Raw genomic sequence first — 20,879 nt, forward strand, 5'->3', positions numbered from 1 at the left:
CGAGGGTACGTCAACAATCACCCCTATGGAAGGAGACTCTATATGCGTAAATCCGAAAATCCGGCTCTGGCCGCAGCAGGTGCAGTACCCGGAAAAATGCGGGCAATGATCGGCGTGGCTGTGCCTGCTCTTATGTGTGGTCTGATGATTACCTGGGCCAGCCAGGTTCAGGCCGCCGGTTCCGGTATGCCCTGGGAAGCGCCGCTGCAACAGATACTCGACAGCGTACAGGGCCCGGTGGCCAAAATCATTGCTGTGATGGTGATCATCGTCACAGGCCTGACCCTGGCTTTTGGAGAAACATCGGGTGGGTTTCGCAAGCTGATACAGATCGTCTTTGGCCTCAGCATCGCCTTTGCCGCCTCTTCGTTTTTCCTGACCTTCTTTTCATTCGGCGGCGGGGCGCTCATCTGATGCCCCGCCTTGTGGAAGGGTATGACGTGCCCCTGCACCAGTCCCTGACGCAAGCCCTGCTTCTGGGCGGCGCGCCGCGGTCTCTGGCAATTGTCAACGGCACCGTGGCGGCCGCTTTTGGCCTGGGATTACAGATGTGGGCGGCTGGTCTGGGCTTCTGGCTCGTCGGGCACTCTCTCGCTGTTTTTGCAGCCAAACATGATCCTGATTTCCTGACTGTGCTGATGAGACATCTCCGGCAGAAAGCGTATCTCACATGCTGAACATCCGACAATATCGCAAAGCTTCCGATAGCCTTTCCGACCATCTGCCCTGGGCAGCGCTCATTGCTCCGGGCGTGGTCCTTAACAAGGACGGTAGCCTACAGCGCACTTTTAGGTATCACGGTCCTGATCTGGAAAGCGCGACCCCCGCCGACCTGGTCAGTATATGTGCCCGCGCCAATAACATATTGCGCCGATTTGGCAGCGGCTGGGCAATGTTTTTCGAGGCGCATCGAACGGAAGCGCCAGGGTATCCGGCCGCCGGTGTTGAAGCAGGGGTGGCCCGCCTGGTCGATGAAGAACGCCGCGCCGCATTCGAGGGCCAAAGCAGTCAGCACTTCGAGACGCACTACTATTTTACAACCGTTTTCATGCCGCCGGCCGACATATCTGCGGGCGCAGGGCAGGCTTTGCTTGAATCGTCCGACGCAGATTCGGTCAGCGATGAAAAAGGCGGGCAAAGGCGAAACTGGAGGCATGAACTTCAGGGTTTTCTGGCGCGGACAGACAGCGCCCTTGATATGTTCGCCAGCTTTATGCCGCACATTCAGGCACTGGACGATGCGCATACCCTGTCCTATCTCCACGGCACGATTTCGACGAAAAGCCATATCGTGAAAGTGCCCGATACGCCGATGTATCTTGACGGCGTGCTGGTGGATACGCCGCTCTCCGGTGGCCTGGAGCCCATGCTGGGAGATCAGCATATCCGAACACTGACAGTCCTGGGGTTCCCGAACCATACGCATCCCGGCTTGCTCGACACGTTGAATCATCAGGACCTGGGGTATCGCTGGGTTACCCGTTTTATCGCGCTGGATAAGGCAGAAGCCACTAAGACCCTGACCAGGGTTCGCCGGCAGTGGTTTTCCAAGCGTAAGTCGATCACCGCTCTGTTGCGCGAGGTCATCTATAATGAAGCGACGCAACTGACAGACAGTGATGCGGACAATAAGGTCGCAGACAGCGATCAGGCACTCCAGGCGTTGGGCGGCGATCATGTCAGCTTTGGTTATCTGACAACGACTGTCACCATCATGGATGGAGACAAACGTAAGGCTGACGAAAAGCTTCGCCGGATCGAGCAGATCATCAATAGTCTGGGTTTCGCAACCATCAGAGAGTCGCTCAATGCAGTAGAGGCGTGGCTCAGCTCGCTGCCGGGTCATACCTACGCGAATGTCCGCCAGCCGCTTGTGCATTCACTTAATCTGGTTCACCTCATGCCGCTGTCTGCCATATGGGCGGGCCCGGAGTTCAATACACACCTGGACGCCCCGCCCGTACTGTATGCACTCAGTTCAGGGGCGACACCATTTCGCTTATCAACCCACGTCGGTGATGTTGGTCATATGCTGATCCTCGGTCCGACCGGTGCCGGCAAGTCGGTGCTCCTGTCATTTCTGGCATTGCAGTTCCAGCGATACAGGGATGCGCAGGTCTTCATTTTCGACAAGGGCAACTCAGCCAGGGTGGCGACACTGGCTATGGGCGGTCAGCACCATGTCTTAGGCCGCAAGGCCCGACTGGCTTTTCAGCCGTTGCGTCGGATCGATGATCTTAGCGAACGGACATGGGCGCTCGAATGGCTCGTCCTGATCCTGAGTCACGAGCACGTCGTGATCACTCCCGATGTCAAGGAAGCCATGTGGTCGGCGCTTAATAGTCTCAGCCATGCGCCGGAATCCCAGCGCACTCTCACTGGACTGAGTGTGCTTCTGTCATTGAATGATCTGAAATCCGCGCTTCGCCCTTATACTCTTGAAGGCGCGTATGGCCATTGTCTTGATGCCGAGGAAAGCGGGCTTGAGCTGTCGTCTCTGGTCTGCTTTGAGACGGAAGACCTAATGGGAGAGGCAGGGTTAGTCCTGCCGGTTCTGACCTATCTTTTTCACCGGCTTGAGGACCGCTTCGATGGCAAGCCAACCCTGCTTATTCTCGATGAAGCCTGGGTATTTCTGGACAGTCCGCTGTTCGCCGCCCGCATCCGTGAATGGCTGAAGGTGTTGCGTAAAAAAATGTCAGCGTCATCTTCGCAACGCAGTCCCTGGCCGATATTTCAGACAGCACCATTGCGCCCAGTATCATCGAGTCCTGTCCGCAACGTCTGTTTCTACCTAACGAACGCGCCATTGAGCCACAATCACGTGCCGCCTATGAGCGCCTTGGCCTCAACGAACGTCAGGTCGAGCTGATCGCTCAGTCGATCCCCAAACGGCAATATTACCTGCAATCCCGCCGCGGTAATCGTCTGTTTGAACTCAACCTCGGCCCTGTAGCTATGGCGCTTTGCGCTGCATCTTCCCCGGAAGATCAGATGAAAATTGACAGTCTTATGGAAGATGCCAGTCCCTCTGGCTTTGCCGAAGCCTGGCTCAGGTTCAGGGGGCTAAGCTGGGCGGCCGAGCTTCTCACTGCCGAGCCACCTGAACGCAGAGATCGTCTGCGACGATGAGGCGCAAAGCGATCTGAATAACCCGCATTCTTTAATCCCGGCATCCTGCAAGACAGGCAATGCCACCCCTTTGCCTAAAATCAGGAGACTTAAAATGACTGGCAAACCCATTCGAACGGCCATTGTCGCGATGACGATTGCCGCTGTTTTGAGCACAGGTCTCACGCCGGCCAATGCCCAGGTCGTCGTATATGATCCGACCAACTATATCCAGAATGTGCTTTCGGCGACGCGGGCACTGCAACAGATCAACAATCAGATCAAGGCGCTTCAGAACGAGGCCCAGATGTTGCAAAACATGGCCAGGAACCTTCAGAAGCTTGATGTCAGCTCTCTGGCGAAGATCAATTCCGATCTGGCAGCGATCAATGATCTTATGAAGGCGGCCAAAGGCATTGCCTTCACAATCGAGGACACGGAGCGGGCTTTCAAGGCACAGTTCCCTGCAAGTTACGGCGCCGGTATCACTACAGGCGGGCTGGTCGCGGAAGCGCAAACGCGCTGGCAAAGCGCGATGGATGCCTACCAGAACACTCTGACAGTTCAGGCACAGGTCGATCAAAATCTTCAGTCCGACGCCGATACGCTTGCGACATTGTTGCGTGCGTCAGAAAGCAGCGAGGGCGACCTTCAGGCCCAGCAGGCTTCCAACCAGTTGCTCGCACTTTCGACCAAACAACAGATGCAGATCGAGACCCTTCTGGCCGCACAGTACCGGGCCGATGCGCTTGATCAGGCACGGAAGGTACAGGCCGAAGCTGCGGCGAAAGCCATGACGGCAAAATTCCTGGGAACCGGCAAGGCCTACACACCCCAATAGCAGGGGCAGCGCATTCAGCCCTGACTTCACCATCACGAGATAAGACATGAACGATCTCAATATCATCGACAGCTTTCTGACGACGTTTATCGCATATATCGATAGCGGGTTCGGTCTGCTTAAGGGTGATGTCAGCCATCTGTCCAGCATCCTGATTGCAATAGATGTGACGCTGGCAGCGCTGTTCTGGGCTTTGGACGGTGAGGCCAATGTCCTGTCGCGCCTTATAAAAAAGGTGCTGTATATCGGCGCTTTCGCATTTATCCTCAACAACTTCAATACTCTGGCCGGCCTGATTTTTCGCTCCTTTTCTGACATGGGGCTTCAGGCGAGCGCCAATACCCTTAGTGCCGACGATCTCCTGAAGCCGGGTAAGCTTGCCGGCATCGGTTTCGAGGCGGCACACCCTCTGCTGGTCCAGGCTTCCGATCTTGTGACCCTGTCAGGCTTCATCGGCAATTTCCTCACTATCGTCATCCTTCTGATGGCCTGGCTGCTTGTTCTGTTGTCGTTTTTCATCCTGGCTATTCAGCTTTTCATCACGGTTCTGGAATTCAAACTTACGACACTGGCCGGCTTCGTCCTCGTGCCGTTCGCATTCTGGAACAAGACAGCCTTTCTGGCAGAGCGTGTCCTGGGAAACGTCATCACCTCCGGGATTAAGGTGATGGTGCTTGCTGTCATTGTCGGTATCGGCTCCAGCTTTTTTGGTCAGTTCATATCCGCCCTGAATGGTCAGGAGCCCGATATCAACCAGGCGATGTCACTGGTGCTGGCCTCTCTGACCCTCCTGGGTCTCGGTATATTTGGTCCTGGCATAGCATCGGGGCTCGTATCAGGCGCGCCGCAACTGGGGGCGGGAGCGGTGGCCGGGACTGTAGGGGCTGCGGTCGGAGCCGGTATGCTGGCCGGAGGCGCTGTCGCGGGCGTAGCCAGACTGGGTGGCTCAGCTTTCGGCGCCATAAAGGCCGCAAGTGCGCCAGGGGGCGGGTCCGGGGGCGGAGGATCATCCCCGACTACCTCCCCGCCGCCGTCCCCGTCTGGCGGGCCATCCGGTGGCGGCACGTCTGCGGCTTCCGGTCCCACAGCTTCATCTCAGTCCCGGTCATCGGGTGGCGGGAGCGGCGGTCCGTCGTCCGGCGGGTCGCGGTCAGCAGCCGAGCAGAGCGCGCCGGTTTGGGCCCAGAAAATGCGCGAGGAGCAGAACCGTCGGGCACACCTCCATATGGCGCATTCGGTCATCGCAGCCGGTGATCGTCCGATGGCCTCAGCCAATCCCGATCTCTCACAGAAGGAATAATCAAAATGCTGTTTAAACGTAATCTTCAGCGGTACGGGCAAATGCCAGAACCCGTTACCCCTTACCAGAAGGCCGCACAGGTCTGGGATGAACGTGTTGGTGCTGCGGCAGTTCAGGCCGGCAACTGGCGCCTTATGGCCTTTGGAAGCTTGTGGCTCAGTACCATCCTCGCCGGCGGAATGGTCTGGCTGGCCTCACAAAGCCGTGTGACGCCGTATGTCGTTGAAGTGGATAAATCGGGGGATGTCAGGGCGCTCGGCCCGGCGCTACAGGCTTATAATCCCTCTGATGCGCAAATCGCCTGGTATCTGGCGCGTTTCATCACCAACCTGCGCTCTCTTTCAATCGACCCTGTCCTTGTGCGCGAGAACTGGATTGAAGCCTACGACTTCACCACGCAGGGCGCGGCTCAGTTCCTGAATGACCAGGCTCGCCAGCACGATCCATTCGCTGGCGTCGGAGAGCGCAGCGTTACTGTCAACGTCACCAGTGTGGTGCGTGCATCTAAGACGTCATTTCAGGTTAAGTGGATCGAACTCACCTACATCCGCGGTGCCCAGACACGTACCGAACATTGGACTGCGATCCTGGGTATCGTTCAAAAGACGCCTGAACGCGAGGAGACTTTGCGCAAAAACCCGCTCGGTCTTTACGTCAGTCAGATGGCCTGGTCGCAGGATTACGCGACAGGCTTAGCCGAAAACAGTGACAGCGGAAAACCCGTTCTCCCTGTGCCTGCGGCCGCCACCAATTATCAATCCATATCCCAATAAAGGAGTCCTTTTATGCATATCATCGCAGTTCTTCTGACGTCTGTATCGGCTTTAGGGCTAACTGGCTGCGTCACCTCTCAGGCTATGCCTGCCCCGCTCTTTGAGCGAGCGGCTTTTACAGCCGCCGTTAAAGTGCCCGATCCGCCTGCGCCGGTCAGGATCATTCAACAGCCCGTGCCGATCGCTATGCCGGGGCAATTGCTCCCGGCACCTGCGCCTGCGAAGACTGATCTGACGCCACCCACCACACGGGTGACGTCAGCCAACAAAGCAGCGTTGCAGGAGCCGCAGACTCAGGCCTGGCTTAATGCCATCCAGGTTTATCCGTTTATGGAGGGGGCTCTTTATCGCCTCTATACCACGCCGGAGAAAGTCAGTGATATTTCATTGCAATCTGGAGAGCACCTGATCGCCATCTCTGCCGGCGACACCGCGCGCTGGGTAATCGGCGATACAAAGAGCGGTGCCGGCGAGGGGGAACAGCCTCATGTTCTGGTCAAACCGTATGTCTCAGGCCTGAAGACCAACCTGGTTATCACGACGGACAGACGCACCTATCATCTCGCACTTGAGAGCACGCCTTCTACGGCCATGGCTGCTGTGTCGTGGAGTTATCCGCAGGACACCGTGATCGCTCTGAAAGCCCAGGCAGTTCAGGCTGAACAAATCCAGCCGGTCGCATCAGGTATCGCGATTGAAAGTCTTAGATTTCGCTATGACATCAAGGGTGACAGCCCGGTGTGGCGCCCGCTCCATGTTTTCGACGATGGCGAAAAAGTCTATATCGAGTTCCCGAAAGATATAGCCCAGGACGAAGCGCCGCCTCTGTTTGTGGTCGGTGAGGAGGGCAAGGCACAGCTCGTCAACTACCGCATGAACCGCAATTACTACATCGTGGATCGCCTGTTCTCTGCCGCCGAGTTGCGTCTTGGCGGCAAAATGCAAAGTGTCGTCCGGATCGAACGAAATGACCTGAAACCGGCTTCCGGAGGCAGGGGCACGGCGGGAGGCGGCCATGACTGAGGTCCGGAGCCCCCCGAAGATCGATCCTGAAACACTGGTACTGCGGGCGAGGCCGCGTCGAGTGGTTCGCTTCAGGCGGAATCTGCTTATAGGCGCGGCCGCGATTCTTTGCGTTGGCATCGTGGCAGTTACCTGGTTCGGGCTGAAAAGGCCTGAGGCCAGACTGGTTACGGATCAGTCTGCGCAGTACGACCCTGACAAGGTGTCGGATTCGCAGAGACCCAAACCCGATCAGTTGCAGAACCTGCCGAAAACCTACGCCGAGATGCCGGCAGACGTGCCGCAGCTCGGACCACCTCTTCCGGGTGATCTGGGCAAACCCATTCTGGAAAATCGACAAGCGCAAATACAGGCTGCAACACGGTCAAACACAGGCGAGCATGGGATACAGGCTAAATATGAGAGCGGACTGTTTTTCGGCGTGACTGATAGAAGTCAGGCCGGGATGGCCATTGACGCCAATCGCGACGACTTGCTTTCAGAGACGGGGCTGTCTGTTCCGGCACAGGCCTCGCCGGCTTTAAACTTAGATCCGGATAAGGATCAGAATGCGCAGACTCGTAAACTCGACTTTGTCGGGCAGGCGTCAAAGGACGGGATATACAACAGCCGGAGCTTGCAGGCTCCTGTGTCACCCTATGAAGTTATGACCGGAACGGTGATCAGCGCGAGTCTGATTACGGGGCTGAATTCCGACTTGCCAGGTCTGATCCTCGCGCAGGTCACGTCCAATATCTATGACACCGTAACAGGTCAAATTCTCCTTATACCGCAGGGCTCCCGCCTCATCGGGCACTATGACAGCGTGGTCGCCTTTGGCCAGTCGCGTGCTCTGATTGTGTGGCAGCGCCTGATCATGCCGGACGGCTCCTCTATCGAAATCGACAATCTTCCGGCCACCGACGAAGCGGGTTATGCCGGTCTCAGTGACAAGGTGGATTATCACACCTGGTCGCTTCTCAAAGGTATCGGCCTGTCCAGCATTCTGGGCATAACGGCTCAGACCGGTTCCAGCTCGGACAGTGACCTTGTGAAAGCTATTCGTGAATCGACGCAGCAAAGTGTCAATCAGGCCGGTCAAAAGATTGTCGAAAAGCAACTAAACGTCCAGCCCGGCCTTACCGTCCGGCCTGGGTGGCCGTTGCGTGTGATAGTCCATAAAGACCTGATCCTCAAACCTTACAAAGCATAGGTGGAAAATGGCAGACCTCAAGCTGGCCAGGCTTCCTGACCGCACACCCGTAAAGCTTACAATCACAATAGGGGCCGAGTTGCACCAGTCTCTGCGTGAATATGCCGATCTCTATCAATCAACGTATGGCGTGGCTGAACAGATTGTCGATCTGGTTCCCTTTATGCTCGAAGCGTTCCTGCAAAGTGACAAGGGATTTGTACGCGGTGGGCGAAGGTGAATGATCGACGATAAAGCATGCTGCCTAAAGGAAGCGTTCCCGGCAGCCCGGTGGACTGTCAACCGGGGGCGGCGCTCAGCCACCGCTATCTGTTCGTAGCAAATCCGCCATCCTTACAGACTGTTTCAAAAGTCTCCAATTAGCTAAAATTTAGATCAGTTTTAGCGTGGTGCATGTTAAAAAAGAGGGGTAGCTGTTCGCGCTGCTAGCCCTCAAACGGAGAGAGGGGAATGCCCCTCTCCATACTCAGCCTAAACGTTGACATTCATGACAGCGTGGACGACTACCCGTCCCGGAAACACGATCTTTTTGCAGGATAGCTGATCCGTATTTGCAATCGTTTTGATCGTGATAAACGTTTCGATGGGTTGGAGGGTATTCAAGAGAGGTAGTGTGATACGCAGCTACTTTGGCCATGATAAAGGCTCCTCAGTTTGTCGAAGTCTTCAATATGTACCCGATTCGTTCTAAAGTCGAGTCCTCATGGTTGTGGTAAATTTCAAAACTCAACTTTAGGATTCAGGGTGGACGGTTTGCTATTGCCGCTTATAGATTGCTGATCTGACAACGCGAACCTGGCGTTAAACCGACACTTTTGAAACAGTCTCTTAGTCTCGTTTATCTTTATCGTCATCCCTGCGGCGACAAGGCATCCTTGTGGCCTCTCGCCCCCGGTGTCTTCATATTGGTCGGGCGAAAAATCCGATCAGCCAGATCCGGAAGGCCTTCAGCACTTCCGTTGCCTGTCAGGCTACACCGCCGGGCTCATAATTCTGAATTCGCTGAAAAGTTTAGTTGAAGGTAAGTGATTAATTAAGCAATATCAGTGTGTAAATTGATAGCCGTTAGGGTCTGTTGAAGCTAATTATCTTTACTTGCAATGACTTGGTTATGGTCAGGCCTCGGGTCCATTGCCGGGGTTGCGTTGTGACGCGGATAAAATGAGGGGAAAATGAACGCACAGGTCGAGCAATTCATTCGCAACATTCAGGAGAAGCTCCCCACTCATGCTTCGGCCGAATCTGCGGCAGAGAAAATCAAAGCCGAATTCGAGAATATGGTTGGCTTCCCGCCGGGGGCGGAAATGCTCGCAAATCTCGCCACGGCACTCGACGCTGTAAATGCCAGTCTTCAGAAGGTCGAAATTCTGCGGCGGCTGTCCATCACCAAGGTCCACGAAACCTGGTACACCGGGGGTAATGCGCATGACAGGCACTGGCCGGCGCTGCGCGGCTATCTCGAAAATGAAAAGGGATGGGACAAGGAAACACTGACCTCAATCGATACCAGCTCGACTGAGGTTGTGTCGCTGCTTGCGAACCCCATGAAGGACCAGTTCCGGTGTCGCGGCCTTGTCGTTGGGTATGTACAGTCCGGAAAAACGGCAAATATGACGGCAGTCATCGCTAAGGCGGTCGATGCGGGCTACAACCTGATCGTACTTCTTGCCGGCGTTACCAACAAACTGCGGGCCCAGACTCAGCGACGCCTGGAACAGGATATTGTCAGCCGTCACAGTGAACTATGGCAACTCTACACGACGGATGAAGACAGGGGCGACTTTACCGCACCAAACAATCGCTCCTTTACGATGCCTGTGGACGGACGGGCTCAACTGATTGTCATGAAGAAAGTAACGTCACGACTGGCGGCTTTCCTGAAAACCATCAAAAAATCACCGAAAATTCTGAGATCTCTGAAGATTCTCATCATCGATGACGAATGCGATCAGGCATCTGTCAATTCCTCGTCCGACGAATACAATATGACCAAAATAAACGAGAAGATTCGTCAGATTCTTGAAGAGCTGCCGGCTGTCTCGTATGTCGGGTACACAGCCACTCCGTTCGCAAACGTATTTATCAACCCGTTCCCTCACAATAAAGATACGCTCGATGACCTCTATCCCGAGGACTTCATAACCGCGCTGCCGCGGCCCAAAAATTATTTCGGAGCGAAAGAGGTCTTTGGATCGCCGCCGGACGATGCTGAAAGTGAAACCGATAACGAAGCGGGACTGGATATGGTCCGGACGATACCCGCAGGATCCGTTGGCAAGCTTCAGCCGCCGACACTTAAAAGCAAAGACGGGTTCTTTCCGCAACTGACACCCGATCTTGAGGACGCAATCTCCTGGTATTTGCTGACGTGCGCGATCCGCCGCCGGCGCAATCAGTCCGGATCACATATGACCATGCTGATCCATACCTCGCCCTTCGTCATACAGCATAAGCGGATGGCGGAAATTGTTCAGAACTGGGTCGATGTCAACAAAAAGGATATCATGGCCGGAAAGGGCGACGTTTTCACCCGCATGAAGTCGTTGTGGGATGAAGAAGTCGAGCGGATGCCACTCGATACGCGATGGCCTGTACTTAACGGGCCTGGCGATCTGCTCCCGGAACTGAATGAGGTGCTTAATCATCTCGAACTCGCGATCGAAAACGGAGAAAGCTTCACCCGTCTCGACTACACTGGCGGGGCGAAAACATACATTGTCGTCGGTGGCTCCGTACTGGCGCGCGGGTTAACGCTTGAAGGTCTGTCGGTTTCCTATTTCCTCAGAACTGCTAAGCAGTACGACACTCTGTTACAAATGGGGCGCTGGTTCGGTTATCGTCACGGATACGGTGACCTGCCGCGGTTATGGACGACCACCGGGCTGGAATCCGATTTCAGGGCGCTGGCCCAGATCGAAGAGGAAATCCGTGAGGATATAGCGACATATCGGTCAACAAACGCCACACCTCTTGAATTCGCCGTAAAGGTCCGGTCGATACCCGGTATGGCTATTACGTCAGCGTCGAAAATGAAGCACGCCCACCGAACGAATATCAGTTTCGAAGGACGTCATGTACAGACGATACGGTTCGACCATCGTAAGTCGGAAATCGTAGCTGCGAACTGGAAGGCGGCAGCACGTCTTACGGACGCTATGCGTCCGAACCTTGATCCGGGTGTATCCAGTGGGCGCTTACTGGCCAGAGATGTGAGTTTCCAGCATGTCCGGCGCTTTCTGACGGAATACAGCATCTGCGAACATCATATGGATCTGAAAAAGCAGATGTTGCTCGGGTATCTCGATAAGGCGGCCGATGCTCTGAAATACTGGAATGTAGGCATTGTATCCCCGGGGAAAGGAATACTTTCCGCTGATGATCTGGGCTTCCTTGGCCGGGTACATACAAACAACCGTGCCCGCCTTCAGTCCGCGGGACGGCCCTACGCTGACATCAAGGCGCTGATGTCAAAACGTGATATTCTTATCGACGCGCCGGCCGGAATAAAGGGACCTGACGAGAGCTGGGACATCCTCAAGGAAGTTCGGCCGAATGTACCGCTGTTGCTTTTATATCCGATCAACAGCCTGTCGCCATCTTCCCGGAAAACCCGCGAACCTCTGAATGCAGTCGGGGACCTGATTGGATTCGGCATCGTATTCCCGGGTTCAAAGGATCATGCCGGAGACTATTATGCTGTCGAACTGGAAATCCCGGCCATGGAACAGATAGACGAGGAAGATCCGGAGCTCGATGAGGAGCTGGAGCTGCTGGATGACTGACGATGCACTGGAGCGCTGGAAGCGACTACGCAACGATGGTTCCGGAGACGGCTTTACAGAAGTGCCAAGCCTGCCTTCGGTGATCGAAACAGGTTACGGCCCGATCCGGTATGCGTTGGGACCACAGGGACAACCCCGACTATTAATTCCATGTGCTCCTGCTACGACACATCCCGAAATAAAGCCTGCGGCTCGCCTGTCGGTAACTCTGACTCAGTTCTCGGTGTCCGGACGACCCGTCCGGTTCATAGATGTGACGTGCCTTGATCGCACTCTTGACCGTGTATTTGCAGAACTCGCCGGTGACATATTGAACAGGGTGAGGGATGGTGGAGTTCCGGGTGCAGCGGTGACAGGTGCTATCCGTGATTTTCGGGACCTGCTTGAAAATATTGCCCCCGAAGAGATTGCCGAGTCCGTTATAATGGGGCTTCTGGGCGAGCTTATGATGATGGAAAGGCTCGCCGGCTTCAGCCGCCGTGCGGCAAACTGCTGGACCGGCCCATATGAACAACGGCATGATTTCAGGCAGGATCTGTCAGCGATTGAGGTGAAGACGTCGGGCCGGTCAGATAAGACGACGGTGTCCATCAACGGAGCAGACCAGCTCGCTGCACCCGCCGGGGGGCGCCTCGTTCTCGTGCATTACCGTGTGGAGCGGACCTCTGAAGGTCCGCTTTCGATTTCGTCGGTCTGTGCAAGGCTGAGGCAATCTGGTGTCGATACGGAAGTTCTCACGGCCGGTCTTGAGCAACTGGGGTGTTCGGAGCCGGATGGCGAGGCCTGGAACCGGGTCACATTTAGCCCGGAAGGCTTCGCAGCCTACAATGTGGGTGCGGGCTTCCCCAGAATAGTTTCTTCGGCATTCGAACAGGGCAGGATACCTGATGGAATAAAGTCGCTGAAATATGACGTCGATTTGCAGCACGCTGAGACGTGGCGGCTGTCTTCGGAGGAATTCGAAAGATTCCTCAGCGGGATGACCTCATGACTTGTCTTCACCTGTATAGCGAGCCGTTTTCCCCGACAGGGAATATTGCTGCCGAAGGGTTCCGTAAGCTTCTCGGCCGCCCGGCCCTGGGACTTCTCCAGACAGTACTCCGGGAAGCGCTTCAGAACAGTATCGATGCAAGTGTAAGCGATGCCGGACCCGTTGTCATGCTCAGGGTCAGGAATCTCCGTGAAGATGAAGCGGCGGTGATGCGTCAGTCGGTGTTAGGCACTTTGCCGCCCCCTGGAAGGGGCGGACGCAACCGTCAGAACTGCGCTTGAAAAGCCGACCATACGTGTCCTGGAAATCTGCGACTTCGGAACGAGGGGGCTTGCCGGACCGACGCGCGCTGATGCCCCGGTAGATGAGCACGAGATGCACGATTTCGTCAATTTTCTGCGGAACGTCGGCTCCGGCCGGGACACACATCAGGGAGGAGGTACATACGGTTATGGAAAGACCTCGCTTTACGCACTCAGCAGTTGTTCAACCATAATTGTAGACAGCCTCACCACGTTCAGAGGCGAGCCGGTAAGGCGATTCATCGCATGTCATCTTGGCTCGGCGTTCGACGCCATAACAGATGGCGGGACGGGGCGTCGCTTCACTGGCAGGCACTGGTGGGGATATGATGACAATGGAACCCTCGAACCGCTCACCGGTGAAGATGCGGTAACGATCTCGGAAGCACTTGGCCTTCCGCTACGCGCTCACGGTGATTCCGGAACCTCCGTAATGATACTTGATCCGTACTTCGACGTGAAGACGGCCGGTGAACTCGGTGACGAAATCTCCGAGGCCGTCTTATGGAATTTCTGGCCGCGCATGGTCGGAAGCACTCCGCCGAACCGCAGACTGACCGTGATGCTTGTAATCGATGGCGTGGAAATCGAGATCCCGGCGCCGGAAATGTTTCCGCCACTTGACCTGTTCGCCTCGGCAATGGCCATGCACCGAAATGGCGACAGCGAGCTGAAAGCTATAAAAAGTCAGCGCCCCGCCAAAGATCTGGGGAAGCTCGCCATTTGCAGAGGAGTGCGTAGTGACCGCCGCGGCTCCGCATTAAGGGAGGGCACCATTGTCCCACGCCAGTCCTGTCAGATTGCCCTTATGCGCCCCGTCGAACTCGTGGTGAAATATCTCGATGGTGACGCCTTCCCCGATGGTCGTTATGAATGGGCCGGCGTTTTCATATGTTCGGACGAGCCGGAAGTCGAAGCGGCATTTGCATCGGCCGAGCCGCCCGCCCACGACGACTGGATGCCGCGGATGCTCCCGAAGGGACCAGCAAAGACCTGGGTTGGTGTAGCGTTAAGCAGGCTCCAGGAAATAGCACGTACCGAAATCAACCCGGCAGCAACGCTCACGGCATCTTCGGGTCATGACTTTTCGGTTGCTGCAATTGCCGCCAGAATGGGGCGACTGCTCACCCGATCTGTAGACACTGCGACCCGACGCCGGCAAACGACAGGCGGGCCAAAACGAGGAAAAGGGACTGGCATTTCTGCGCCACGATTTGTTCGCCTTAAGCTTGACGAGGACGGTAAGCCGGTTGCTGTCTTTGAAGCCCACGTACAAAACGATGGCGGAAATGAAAATCTCGCTGTGAACGCGGAGGGTTGCGTTGTACTTGACGGCAGCTCGGCAAGCGGTACCGATCTGCCAGATGGTTACGACATTGCGGTTGTTAAAATGGAAATGGCGGGCCTGCCGGCGGTTTCGTCCGGCCAACTGATAATATCTGAACAGGCCGGTCGGCTGGAAGTATTGGTTCCTACTGTTCCGCTTGCGGCTGTCAGTGTTCGCCTCTGGTTTTCCGGTGCCGCAATATGAACCGGAACCTGGCCTTTCCATTTTTGGTTATTCCGGACGACGCCGTAACAATTTCAGGGTGGCTTGTGGGAAACCCGGGTTCTCCGCTTTCGCCTGCCCCTGACTATTTGCAGGATTGGGACTACGCCCGGGATCTGGAATTGTCTGCCGGCATTTCGGTGGATATGGAGGCCGCTGCCGCCGCACTGGAACTGCCTGTAAGCAAGCTGAAGCTGGGCCTGGTCTTTTCAACCGGGACCGGTGCCGGCGGGCTGCCGAAAAGGGTAGAGCGGCAGCAGACGATCATCCTTTCAAAAGAGTTTCCGGTCGCATCGCTGTCGGCTCATCTCTCCGGCAACGCTCTGTCGGGCCGCTTGTTCCTTGACGTGCAGATTGTTCTTGAGGCCCCGGAACATGGCGGAACCGCACTTTCGCCCACCTTACGCGGTGCGCGTCTCTGGCGATCGGAGAAGGAAATTCTGATCGAAAATGCGAACGATGCGCGCTTTCCGGTTGAGATTGTCAGCTTCCGGGAAAATTTTCACGGTCAGCCGCAGCAACACGCACCCTGGTACGTATGGTGGCGACCACACGACTTTCATGCAGATTTCGGAGGCAACGTTCGGCTTTATCTCAATGCCGACGTGCCGGATGTTCCGGCTCGCTTTGCCGACGGGGACGATATCCTCGTTCAGACTGTAATGGCCGATGTCATGTCGCAGATGATTTCGGGTGCGACGGAACTGGATGAATGTGATGACGTTCTGATCTCATGCGAAAGCGGGTCTGTAGGACAACAGGTCAGGGCGTGGATAGATATCGCGTTCCCCGGCCAGTCGGCATCGGTGTTACGATCAATGAAGCAGCATTTTCCCGGTCGTTTCCACGCCGCCATTCTCGCTGCCGCCGAAACGGGAGATGATGAATGACTGCTCTTCGTCTGCTCCCAAGACTCAATTCGCTCGGTATGTCCCGGATTAATGAGCTGACGGCGGGAAAGCCCGCGGGGCTGTCCAATATTACCTCGGCGTTCCAGGACTATGCATCGTTAATTTCCTTCGCTGCGAGTGGCGGCACCAAAACGGTTGAAACCTCAAGCCAGCTCGCGCGGGCAATTAAGGATGTCGCGACAGAACTGGGGTTCCCGCAGACAGCAACACCTTTAGCGAAAGCTGATTTTGACTACCGCGTGACTATATTACTGGCTGGGAACGCTGATTTGCGGAGCGGCGAGGCTTTAAGAGATGACGTCTGGGCGTTCGTCACAACGATATTGTTGCCTGATATCGTAATCTGGAGGTTTCCCGACGCGGCCAGAGACAGATTTGTAGGTGGAATTCGCAACACCTTTCAGCGTCTTTGGATAAGGGGACTAGTTCTCGACAGGGGAGCCGAAGCGTCAGATCGCTGGGCGCTGGTGCGGGAGCTCACAGAAGATGCCATGGCGCAAATTTTCGAGCGGCCCTCTATTTCTGGCAATCGGCGCCTGGCGGCGGCGCTCGCCGAGGGTTGGTTAAGATGTTCAGGTGCTATAGGGCGTCAAAATATGGAGGATATCATGCGGAAGGTGACTAAGCTGATCCGTCTCCAGAATGAAATTCGCGATTTGTCGTATCTGCCCGGGGAAGAGCTTACCGCTTTGATTGATGCCGTGTTCCTGCAGGTCAGAGCTTCCGTTTGAGTTATCCCGTCGCTATGGGTGGACGCAATGCTTCAGTATCACTTTGGGTGAATACAATTCTCTTGACCTGAAGCTCTGCCCCATGCCCTTTTCACGTGGTATTATACGGGGGATAAGGTGCGGATCTTTTTTGCTGCTTTTTCATTGGCTGCGCTCGCGGCGTGTAGTGCTCAAACACCTCCGGCGGATAACGGCAAGCCGCTCATTGTCGCAGACGCCTCGTCTGCGCCGGATTTGACAATGAAGGAGGCTATTCGAAGGGGTAAGACAGGGGCCTTGGAAGCGCCTTTTTCTGTCTATGCCGGTGACCTTACGCATCCGCTTTTTACAGTTGGCTGGGATCAGGCCGACCTGCACAAACTGAAATGGCGACCTGAATCGGCAGATCAGATTCTCGATCGGATGAAGTTGTCAATCAACAGCACGGATGGGCTTTCGCTCTTCTATAATTACTGCTTCGCTTATGATGGAGACCACGCGCAGCAGGCGACGCACTTTTGCACTGTTACACTTATAGCGGCGATGAAGGCGAGAGGTGAGGAGTCAAAAAATAAGGCCCCGTGAGGAGCCTTATTTGATTAAGCGACTGGACAGTTTTTCGCCACCTGCAAATCCCGCAATTGTTTTTTGCGTTCTGCGGCGCTTTTGAGGGCTTCATTCTTTTCCATAGCATTGCCGATGCCATAATCGCCCAGGAAGCCAGCGACGGACTTCCAGTTGATTTCAGAGCCTTGTTGAACTTGAAGTTCAAAGCCTTCGACCTTGGCGATCTCAATGCCAATTTGCTTACAATCATATTGCTCGGCCTCCGCCGAAACAATTGGTGTCATGCGGCCATAACGCTTGGTTGCGCAGCCCGATAACGCGACAGACAGGCCCAGCGCCGCTACCACAGCGACGCGGGTGAATTTTGAGATTTTCAAGATAGCCCCCTGATATTGGTATTGGAAGACCAGCAGCCTTGCACAACTTTCAGGACTTCGCAACCGTCTGCGTTAACCAGGGTTGTAACATTAGGATTCCTGAGTGAGAACCGACAGACGTGAATATCCGGGACAGACGAATGGCGAGGCAGCGCCTTTTATTTCCTGAAGCGCTTTTTGCCCTTTCTGGCGTGCCAGGGCATTAGCAGACCTGCGATGATAATGATAAGCAGGGGAATGCCGAAAAGGAGCAGATTGAGCATGGGTCAGGTTACCCCGATTGCGGCTTTGCGCCTTAGTCGTAATTCCCGCTGGTGACTGGAGGTGCCAATGGCGAGACAGGCCAGCAAGCCATATCCGCTCCAGAAGCTAATGATTGTGATGTAAGTGACATAGTTGAAGTGTGGGGCCAGGAGAGGCACAAAATGCGAAAACACCGCATTCATTTGGCACGCGGCTATCAGGATGGTCCATATTTTTCGGCTCCAAAGTGCCAAACCGATAAAGGCTAAGAGTGCAGCCACATCAATGGCGACTATGCCCCATTCGATGCCGGAATATTTTGTCCCGAGCTGGGCCAATGTCGTGGCCAGCCATGCCAATAGAAAAATGGTGGCCCCGACTCTTTCTGAGGGGCCACCACGCAGCAGCGCATATATGGGGACAAGGAAACCAAGTGCCATTCCTATATATGCCCAGGTATAATACATGTAGTTTGTCTTTTCAGGCCGCGCGACGGGGTTGGATCAGGATGGTATCATCCGTCTTCGGGGGCTTGGTAGGTGATGGGGTCACCGCAACTGCGCCGCACCCGATATGTGTTTTAACCAAATCCAGGGCGGTATGGCTCCGCGCGATAGCGCCGCGCGCTGAAGTCAGGGCCGTCAGGGAAGCCATAATTTCCTCAAAGGCTTCCTGCCCGATCATGATTGAAATGTCGTGTTGACTCATCAGACTTAGACTGCTCATCAAAGCCGCGGTGTCACCCATAGCCACCTGTATAGAGCGCTCGGCTTTAAAGAGCTGTTCAGCCCCAAGCTTTACCATTTCTTGTCTTTGCACGTCTTCCTTCAATTCTCCGGCTATGATTTCCAGCCGGCATAGATTGTGAGCTTGTGGACGGCTTCGGCCATTCCTAATAATGTACCTGCCAACATGCCGGCAATCAGGGCCAGCGCGAAAGCGGCTAAGGCGATAAGGCCCAAAAGCTGTATCGCCGGAAGATCCTTCAGCCCTCCTCTGAACTCGTCCCATCGTCCGTAAGATACGCCCCGATAGCGACCATATTGAAGATCGCCTTTTCCGGACCGTGAGTCCGGTTGAGCGTCTTCAGGGTTTCGATCGCGTCCTCGATATGCTGGTGCTTGTCCGGCGAGGCCAGCATCCGCCAGGCTGTTTCCAGATCCCGGAAACTGATCGTCATGGTTTCGTTGTGGGGTGGTCGTGGGATATAGGGCTTGTTCATGGAGCCATACTGGCATCGCCTCCCCCGCACTGGGTATCACCTCTTTTCGGTATCCTCCCTCAAGGATGAGACCTGCACCCTCTTCCTGCGCCAGTAACAGGCGGACGGCCTGCTTAGTCGTGACGCCCCCCAAGCGGCGGCGCGTTTCGATCAGGTGGGTTTTTACGGTGTTTTCGCTGATCTTCAGAAGATGGGCGATTTCTTTGACCTGGTGATGACGTGCGGTCAGTCGCAGAACTTCCTTCTGGCGCTCCGATAGGGCGTCGATGCCTGGTACGGTTGTCGGCATAAATTGAATCTCCCCCGGATACGCAAATCAGGGGAAAGGTTAACAATAAAAACGCAGACAATCCATAGATGGAAATTAAGCGCTTACGAGTCGTCAGACAGAATTGACCTGACCAGGCTCATGACGCCCTTCCGCTTAGGCGACGACAGCCGGCTAAAGGCGGCTGCAAGCTCCTGGCCCTCTGTGGTTCGCAGAAAATCTGAGGCACTGGTCTCGGCGGGTAAGATGGTTTCCCCACCCACATCGGGTAAGCCTTCAAAGAAATAGGCGATCGGTACCTTTAAATAGTGGCCGATCTCATGAAGCTTTGATGCCGAAATGCGATTTGAACCGCGCTCGTATTTTTGAATTTGCTGGAAGGTGAGGCCGACTGCGTCTGCCAATTCAGATTGGCTCATGCTTAAGGCTTTTCGCCGTTTACGAACTTGGGCGCCGACATGCAGATCGGTGATGTGTGGTCCTGGGGCGGATTTTATCGTTTCACTGGTCATTAAACGTCACTCGCACAAACACAATTTACTGGCAACTGAAAACAATTTTTAGTTGATTATTCAGATGTGGGAAGCGGTGGCGCTTTCCGCCAGACCTTCGCTGGCGGTATCGATAGAAATAATACCGCCTTCCAGATCAGCTATGATTTCATCGATATATTGGCGGGTCATAGCCTGCCTCTTCTCTGATGACGACGCCTGAAAATGGCTTAGCAAGGCATGGTTGGTGGCCCTGGCGGTCGTCTCTCCGGCCATGAAGGTTTGCAGGATTTCGCGTATGGATTTTGACATTGGCCCCTTCAGATAGAGGTCCAGTGTACGGCCAATAACCACACTGTCAATAAGGCTATGGCGGTTACACTGATAAGGGGCTAACCTGCGGGAAAGCCAGAGGCGACGCGAAAGGCCGTGAATCACGCCGTATACCGGCGTGACCGGGCATCGCCAATCGGTTGACGAGGCCGGCATTGTAGCACAAGCTTCGGCAGTCAGACACCGGGGGACATTATGGAACGTACGTTACAACAACAGGAAGCCGAATTTCTAACGATCCTGCTGGCGACGGAACACCGTGTGAAAAAGGCCCAGTACGCGCAGTGGTACGCCAAGAATGTCTTCGACCGGTATGCACTGGCCACAACAATTATCAACGTTGCTGGCGGCACTTTGATTTCAGTATTCAGCGCCTTCCTGCTGTCGCCCAATGCCGGCAGATCCGACAATCTTGACCTCTGTGTCAAGGTGGCCCTGCTGGTCGCTGGCGGGCTGGTGTCGGGTATCTCATTTCTACAGTCGGTGCAAAAATGGTCAGAACGCGCGCAAGGCCATTTCACGGCTGCTAATGCATACTCATCCCTGCGTAGGGAGCTGGAGGTCCTGCGGCTGGGACTGCCCGCGACAGAAAGCGGGCTGCGGGACATCATCACAAAGCTGCGGCACCTGTCGGAACTGGCACCGCCGGTGCCGGATGTCATCTGGCGGCGGGCCCAGCGCGCCCTGGAACAGGATGAGATCCGAGAGGCGCGGACTTTGGGAGATTCCGGACAATAGAACCGTCAGCCGTTTTGCGCGCAGGTCGGAACCGTACAGCAAATTCATAGGTAAAGGCTGCGAGGGGGAGGGCGATCCGGTGTTCTGGTGCCTTGACCGGTGCCTGTTCAGTTCGGCGTGGCGGAGTTGTCGCACCTGCCGGAATCGTTGAGACC

At 55.3% G+C, this 20,879-nt stretch carries 21 protein-coding genes and 1 pseudogene; 16 read left to right on the top strand and 6 right to left on the bottom strand.

Annotation, left to right across the window (positions count from 1 at the left end; translation table 11 throughout):
* The first annotated feature begins 42 nt into the window (after positions 1-42).
* From NVV72_10715 to NVV72_10785, 15 genes and pseudogenes are all read left to right on the top strand, one after another.
* Positions 43-414: a TrbC/VirB2 family protein gene (locus tag NVV72_10715; GenBank protein ID MCR6659787.1), complete on the top strand. Its 372-nt coding sequence runs from the start codon at positions 43-45 to the stop codon at positions 412-414.
* On the top strand, positions 414-677 hold the full coding sequence (locus tag NVV72_10720) for a VirB3 family type IV secretion system protein (GenBank protein MCR6659788.1): 264 nt from the start codon (positions 414-416) through the stop codon (positions 675-677). Before NVV72_10715 ends, NVV72_10720 begins: the two co-directional genes overlap by 1 nt.
* Positions 671-3,132: pseudogene (gene trbE, locus NVV72_10725) on the top strand (conjugal transfer protein TrbE). Before NVV72_10720 ends, trbE begins: the two are co-directional and overlap by 7 nt.
* A 94-nt stretch (positions 3,133-3,226) precedes the next feature.
* On the top strand, positions 3,227-3,952 hold the full coding sequence (gene trbJ, locus NVV72_10730) for a P-type conjugative transfer protein TrbJ (GenBank protein MCR6659789.1): 726 nt from the start codon (positions 3,227-3,229) through the stop codon (positions 3,950-3,952).
* A 46-nt stretch (positions 3,953-3,998) separates the two neighbouring features.
* Positions 3,999-5,252, top strand: coding sequence for a P-type conjugative transfer protein TrbL (gene trbL, locus NVV72_10735; GenBank protein ID MCR6659790.1), 1,254 nt, complete (start codon positions 3,999-4,001; stop codon positions 5,250-5,252).
* Positions 5,253-5,257: 5 nt separating this feature from the next.
* The gene (trbF, locus tag NVV72_10740) at positions 5,258-6,025 is read left to right on the top strand and encodes a conjugal transfer protein TrbF (GenBank protein MCR6659791.1); all 768 of its coding nucleotides are present in this window, start codon (positions 5,258-5,260) and stop codon (positions 6,023-6,025) included.
* A gap of 12 nt (positions 6,026-6,037) precedes the next feature.
* Positions 6,038-7,048, top strand: a complete 1,011-nt coding sequence (trbG, locus tag NVV72_10745) for a P-type conjugative transfer protein TrbG (protein ID MCR6659792.1) — start codon at positions 6,038-6,040, stop codon at positions 7,046-7,048.
* Positions 7,041-8,240, top strand: a complete 1,200-nt coding sequence (locus NVV72_10750) for a TrbI/VirB10 family protein (protein MCR6659793.1) — start codon at positions 7,041-7,043, stop codon at positions 8,238-8,240. Before trbG ends, NVV72_10750 begins: the two co-directional genes overlap by 8 nt.
* A gap of 7 nt (positions 8,241-8,247) precedes the next feature.
* Positions 8,248-8,460 carry a DUF2274 domain-containing protein gene (locus NVV72_10755; protein ID MCR6659794.1) on the top strand — a complete coding sequence of 71 codons (213 nt, stop codon included), beginning with the start codon at positions 8,248-8,250 and terminating at the stop codon, positions 8,458-8,460.
* A 952-nt stretch (positions 8,461-9,412) separates the two neighbouring features.
* Entirely contained in the window at positions 9,413-12,022 is a 2,610-nt protein-coding gene (locus NVV72_10760; GenBank protein MCR6659795.1) for a hypothetical protein, read from the top strand.
* On the top strand, positions 12,015-13,013 hold the full coding sequence (locus tag NVV72_10765; GenBank protein MCR6659796.1) for a PD-(D/E)XK motif protein: 999 nt from the start codon (positions 12,015-12,017) through the stop codon (positions 13,011-13,013). Before NVV72_10760 ends, NVV72_10765 begins: the two co-directional genes overlap by 8 nt.
* A gap of 375 nt (positions 13,014-13,388) precedes the next feature.
* A complete protein-coding gene (locus NVV72_10770) occupies positions 13,389-14,846 on the top strand; it encodes a hypothetical protein (GenBank protein ID MCR6659797.1) in 1,458 nt (485 codons plus the stop codon).
* Positions 14,843-15,754: a hypothetical protein gene (locus NVV72_10775; GenBank protein MCR6659798.1), complete on the top strand. Its 912-nt coding sequence runs from the start codon at positions 14,843-14,845 to the stop codon at positions 15,752-15,754. The genes NVV72_10770 and NVV72_10775 overlap by 4 nt, the downstream gene beginning before the upstream one ends.
* Positions 15,751-16,506: a DUF6339 family protein gene (locus NVV72_10780; GenBank protein MCR6659799.1), complete on the top strand. Its 756-nt coding sequence runs from the start codon at positions 15,751-15,753 to the stop codon at positions 16,504-16,506. The genes NVV72_10775 and NVV72_10780 overlap by 4 nt, the downstream gene beginning before the upstream one ends.
* 117 nt (positions 16,507-16,623) lie before the next feature.
* Complete coding sequence (locus NVV72_10785) at positions 16,624-17,070, top strand: hypothetical protein (GenBank protein MCR6659800.1); 447 nt, start codon at positions 16,624-16,626, stop codon at positions 17,068-17,070.
* Between the two features lie 14 nt (positions 17,071-17,084).
* Here the strand turns inward: NVV72_10785 and NVV72_10790 are convergent, their stop codons facing one another.
* The 6 genes from NVV72_10790 to NVV72_10815 all read right to left on the bottom strand — a co-directional run bounded on the left by NVV72_10790 (position 17,085) and on the right by NVV72_10815 (position 19,965).
* A complete protein-coding gene (locus tag NVV72_10790) occupies positions 17,085-17,429 on the bottom strand; it encodes a hypothetical protein (protein MCR6659801.1) in 345 nt (114 codons plus the stop codon).
* Positions 17,430-17,695: 266 nt separating this feature from the next.
* A complete protein-coding gene (locus tag NVV72_10795; GenBank protein ID MCR6659802.1) occupies positions 17,696-18,139 on the bottom strand; it encodes a hypothetical protein in 444 nt (147 codons plus the stop codon).
* Positions 18,140-18,152: 13 nt separating this feature from the next.
* Positions 18,153-18,503 carry a hypothetical protein gene (locus NVV72_10800; protein MCR6659803.1) on the bottom strand — a complete coding sequence of 117 codons (351 nt, stop codon included), beginning with the start codon at positions 18,501-18,503 and terminating at the stop codon, positions 18,153-18,155.
* Between the two features lie 8 nt (positions 18,504-18,511).
* Positions 18,512-19,183: a helix-turn-helix transcriptional regulator gene (locus NVV72_10805; GenBank protein MCR6659804.1), complete on the bottom strand. Its 672-nt coding sequence runs from the start codon at positions 19,181-19,183 to the stop codon at positions 18,512-18,514.
* An 83-nt stretch (positions 19,184-19,266) separates the two neighbouring features.
* Positions 19,267-19,674 carry a helix-turn-helix domain-containing protein gene (locus NVV72_10810; protein MCR6659805.1) on the bottom strand — a complete coding sequence of 136 codons (408 nt, stop codon included), beginning with the start codon at positions 19,672-19,674 and terminating at the stop codon, positions 19,267-19,269.
* A 60-nt stretch (positions 19,675-19,734) separates the two neighbouring features.
* Entirely contained in the window at positions 19,735-19,965 is a 231-nt protein-coding gene (locus tag NVV72_10815; protein MCR6659806.1) for a hypothetical protein, read from the bottom strand.
* 216 nt (positions 19,966-20,181) lie between these two features.
* On the opposite strand from NVV72_10815, the gene NVV72_10820 reads away from it, so the two are divergent.
* Positions 20,182-20,724 carry an SLATT domain-containing protein gene (locus NVV72_10820; protein MCR6659807.1) on the top strand — a complete coding sequence of 181 codons (543 nt, stop codon included), beginning with the start codon at positions 20,182-20,184 and terminating at the stop codon, positions 20,722-20,724.
* The last annotated feature ends 155 nt before the right edge of the window (positions 20,725-20,879 follow it).

The organism is Asticcacaulis sp., assembly GCA_024707255.1.
GTDB lineage: Bacteria > Pseudomonadota > Alphaproteobacteria > Caulobacterales > Caulobacteraceae > Asticcacaulis.